This is a genomic window from Methylobacterium sp. W2 (genome assembly GCF_020662345.1).
Classification (GTDB): Bacteria; Pseudomonadota; Alphaproteobacteria; order Rhizobiales; family Beijerinckiaceae; genus Methylobacterium.
The window spans coordinates 1-782 of sequence record NZ_VMOA01000097.1; the positions used below are offsets into that span (position 1 = coordinate 1).

Here is a 782-nt window from a genome sequence, read left to right on the forward strand (position 1 = left end):
AGATCCCCGCCTCCCGGCACGCTATCGCCAAACTCTTACCCTGGGCCGTCTGCACCTCAATCTGGCGCAGCTTCAGCACCACCTGCTCCGCACCCGTCTTCTGACCTCGCTTCATGTCCAGCTCCTTCAGTCCTGACTGATCCTCTCAATCAGCCCGGTCCAAAGCCAGCCGGTCAGGTCAGTGCGAGCCGGCAGTCTCGTTCAGCCCATCTTGGAAGAGACCAAAGCGACGGGCGGGCGCAGCACGGTTGTCGGCCGCATCAAGGAACTGTGCCTCGACTCCTTGACGGACATCCTTGGTCAGGTCGCAACCTTCCAGCGCTACTCCGAGCAGAAACGGCGATGGTACAGGGTCGATCCGCCGCGCTGGGTCGCAAGCATCCTGCTCTCACGAGCGGGGAAATGGAAACTGCCTCAGTTGGCAGGGGTCATCACAACGCCAACGCTTCGGCCGGATGGGAGCATCTTCGACACGGCCGGATACGACCCGACCACGCACCTCTACCTGTTCCTGGACGCCAGCTTCCGCATGCCTCGCATCAGCGAGCGTCCGACTCGCAGAGATGCAGAGCAGGCACTCATACCAGCGAGCGCTGATGGTGACTCATGGGGTTTCGGATCGGCGGCGGATCTGATTCGATGCGGTGAACCGGGGAGGTTTGCCATGTCCGCAGCCGTGCCGCTTCGCGAAGACTTCAACGCCGACGCTCTGCGCCATCTGGCCAAGACGAGCCGGGATGCCGGGCAAAGCCGGCGTCTTCTGGCGCTGGCGACGATCTACG

General features: G+C 62.9%; 2 pseudogenes. One reads left to right on the plus strand and one right to left on the minus strand.

The features are described from left to right. Positions 1-115: pseudogene (locus tag FPV16_RS25875) on the minus strand (IS3 family transposase); the annotation flags it as partial. A 96-nt stretch (positions 116-211) separates the two neighbouring features. On the opposite strand from FPV16_RS25875, the pseudogene FPV16_RS25880 reads away from it, so the two are divergent. Next, positions 212-782, plus strand: a pseudogene (locus FPV16_RS25880) (hypothetical protein); the annotation flags it as partial.